The sequence below is a fragment of the Herminiimonas sp. genome, assembly GCF_030645555.1.
Lineage (GTDB): Bacteria > Pseudomonadota > Gammaproteobacteria > Burkholderiales > Burkholderiaceae_D > Oxalicibacterium.
The window spans coordinates 1-3,162 of the sequence record NZ_JAUSME010000299.1; the positions used below are offsets into that span (position 1 = coordinate 1).

The following is a 3,162-nucleotide window of genomic DNA, read 5'->3' on the forward strand; positions in this document are numbered from 1 at the left end:
CCATAGGCGCGCTGTCCCAGATAAATCTGGTTCATGTAAACCTCGAGTATCTGGTCTTTGCTCAGGTTTTTTTCAATTTTCCAGGCGAGCAATACTTCATATATCTTGCGTTTGAGGGTTTGTTCGCTGGACAGGAAGAAATTCCGCGCCACTTGCTGGGTAATCGTGGATGCGCCCTGACGCGCGCCGCCGCTCAAATTATGCACGGCTGCACGCACTATCCCCACATAATCAACGCCGCCATGCTCGAAGAATCTATCATCTTCAATCGCCAGCACGGCTCTTTTCATGATGTCTGGAATTTCCTTGATATTGACCAAATTGCGGCGTTCTTCGCCGAATTCGCCTATCAATACATTGTCTGCAGAAAAAATGCGCAGTGGAATCTTGGGCCGGTAATCCGTCAGCGTATCCAGTTCAGGCAGATTCGGATAAGCCATCGCCAGAGCAAAGAACAGTATCAAGGCCCCGATCACACCCAGGCCCGCCACCAAACCGATAAAACCCAAGCCTATGCGTAATGCGGTGCTGGAAATGCGTTTTTGTTTATGCGGAGGAGTGTTAGTACTGTCGGGCGATGATTTTTTGGAAGCCATGCAGGGAGAAAGTCAGAGGTCGATATCCGCGCCATTATAGCTGGCTGCCGCATGGGGACGCGTTTGTAACAAATAAACGCGCGTAATTGCAACATCCCGCCTGATGCGTGGATTTTTGGCAACGCATTTGCAAATTACTTGATGGAAATTGCTTTACAGTTTTGGAGGCTTATTGCTACGATTTAATGTAAGGTTTTATCAATGTGCGCTAAATGCACGTTTTTAAACGAATTTTTATCGAGAAGTCACCGCACCTTTATTGATCGAGTTTTTGACAAGCTAAACGGCGTCGCGTTCATATACTAATAACGTTTTTGGGGAGAACTGCCCTTGGCTTTAGATTTTGGCTCCTTATTCGGCAAAAAGAATCCGCCGCTGGTTGGCTTGGACATTAGCAGTTCCGGGGTGAAACTCGTCGAATTGTCCGAAGTCGGCAAAGGCGAATTGCGCCTCGAATGCTTTGCTTCCGAACCGTTGCCGCGAGGCGCAGTGGTTGATGGCAATATCGAAAATATCGATCAGGTTTCAGACGCCGTTCAGCGCGTGTGGAAAAAGAGTGGCACCCGTACCAAGTTCGTCGCGATGGGTATGCCTCCGGCTTCCGTCATTACCAAAAAAATCATACTTCCTAGCGGTTTGTCAGAGGAAGGGCTGGAATTGCAGGTTGAAACCGAAGCCAGCCAATACATCCCGTTTGCGCTGGACGAAGTGCGCCTCGACTTCGATGTCATTGGCCTGGTCGAAAATTCGCCGGAAGATGTCGAAGTCATGCTGGCTGCGACGCGCAAGGAAAAAGTGGAAGATCGTGTCGCCGTGGCCGAGTCGGCTGGATTGACCCCGACCGTCATGGATATCGAATCCTATGCGGCGCGGGCTGCCATCGAGCGCATCACCAAGCAATTGCCGAACGCGGGCCAGGGTCAGATCATGGGCCTGTTCCAGATTGGATCGCAGGTTACGCATGTTTCCATATTGCTGGATGGCCAATTGATCTATGAACGTGAACAACCCTTCGGCGGCCATCAACTGACGCAAGAGATCGTGCGTACCTACGGATTGTCGTATGAAGAAGCCGAGATCAAAAAGAAGGCGGGTGATTTGCCCGATGGTTATCAAACAGAAATTCTTGATCCCTTCCTCGAAAATGCCGCGCTCGAAGTGACGCGCGCGATCCAGTTTTTCTTTACCTCTACCCCGTATACGCGCATAGACCAGCTATTCCTGGCAGGTGGCTGCGCCAGTATTCCTGGCATGGTGGATATGGTTGCCAATCGCACCAAGCTGTCGACTTCTGTTGTGAGCCCTTTCAAGGGTATGCAGCTTGGTCCTAACGTGCGCGAAAAACAGTTGCGCATAGAGGCGCCGGCCTATCTGGTTGCCTGCGGACTGGCGATGCGGAGGTTTGACTGATGATCAAGATTAATCTGCTCCCGCACAGGGAGGAAAAACGCAAGCTGCGCAAAAAAGCATTCGTTGCAATGATGTTCTTGAGTGCGATAGTCGGTGCATTGATCGTGATGGCTGTCGGTGGGTATTTTGCCGCCCAGCTTTCTGATCAGGAACAGCGCAATGCTTTCATCAAAAATGAAAATACGCGCCTCGATGCAGAAATCAAGGAAGTTGCAACGCTGAAGCAGGAAATCGAAGCACTCAAGGCGCGTCAGCAAGCGGTGGAAGATTTGCAAAGTGATCGCAATCAACCCGTTTATCTGATGGATGAGCTGGCGCAGCAGGTTCCGGAGGGTGTTTACCTGAAATCCTTCAAGCAGGATGGGCAGCGTGTCTTGCTCAATGGTTATGCGCAATCCAACGAGCGCGTCTCTGAATTGCTGCGCAACCTTGGCAATCATTCGCCGTGGCTGGAACGTCCAGACTTGATTGAAATTCGTTCGACCGGTATCGGTCAAGGGAAGGATGCCAAGAAAGTATTCGAGTTCACCATCAATGCCGGCATCAAGCGTCCGCGGGACAATGATCCGCAGGCTGCAGATGCAAAGGCAGCGCTTGTGCCAACTGCAGCCCCACGCAAACCCTGATATGAGACTAGCACCATGGCAGATCTGAAAAATATAGGTGAATCGGTCAGCGCGCAGTTCCGCGACCTGAACGGCTTGCCTCCCGGTCAGTGGCCTATCGTCCCGCGCTTGCTGTGCGCGCTGGGCGTCGTGCTGGCCGTGCTGGCAGTCGGCTGGTATGCCTACTGGAGTACGCAGCTGGAAGAGCTGGATCGCGCGGCGGCAGAAGAAGTGAGCTTGAAAGATGCCTACAAGATAAAAGTCCAGCAGGCGATCAATCTGGACGGTTTGCGCAAGCAAAAAGAACAGGTAAACGAATATGTTGCGACGCTGGAAAAGCAGCTGCCAAGCAAGGCTGAAATGGATGCGCTGCTATCCGATATCAACCAGGCCGGATTGGGTCGCGGCTTGCAATTCGAACTGTTCAAGCCGGGCCAGGTTGTGGTCAAGGATTACTACGCAGAGTTGCCGATCGATATCAAGGTGACTGGTCACTATCATGACGTTGGTGCCTTCACCAGCGACATTGCCAATCTGCCGCGCATCGTCAC

Annotated in this window: 4 protein-coding genes; 3 read left to right on the forward strand and 1 reads right to left on the reverse strand. The window is 51.8% G+C overall.

Annotated elements, in window-relative coordinates:
- On the reverse strand, positions 1-596 hold a 596-nt coding region (locus tag Q7T06_RS11385), incomplete at its 3' end, for a transglycosylase domain-containing protein (protein WP_304784729.1).
- 330 nt (positions 597-926) lie between these two features.
- Between Q7T06_RS11385 and Q7T06_RS11390 the strand changes: the two genes are divergently transcribed.
- The 3 genes from Q7T06_RS11390 to Q7T06_RS11400 all read left to right on the forward strand — a co-directional run.
- Positions 927-2,006: a pilus assembly protein PilM gene (locus Q7T06_RS11390; protein ID WP_304784731.1), complete on the forward strand. Its 1,080-nt coding sequence runs from the start codon at positions 927-929 to the stop codon at positions 2,004-2,006.
- Positions 2,006-2,632, forward strand: a complete 627-nt coding sequence (locus Q7T06_RS11395; protein WP_304784733.1) for a PilN domain-containing protein — start codon at positions 2,006-2,008, stop codon at positions 2,630-2,632. Before Q7T06_RS11390 ends, Q7T06_RS11395 begins: the two co-directional genes overlap by 1 nt.
- 15 nt (positions 2,633-2,647) lie before the next feature.
- Positions 2,648-3,162 (forward strand): type 4a pilus biogenesis protein PilO (locus tag Q7T06_RS11400; protein ID WP_304784735.1); only part of this gene is annotated, 515 nt, incomplete at its 3' end.

Bases quoted from the DNA above. Each gene is read 5' to 3' on its own strand.
- Q7T06_RS11395 (WP_304784733.1), top strand. From the start codon at position 2,006: ATGATCAAGATTAATCTGCTCCCGCACAGGGAGGAAAAACGCAAGCTG.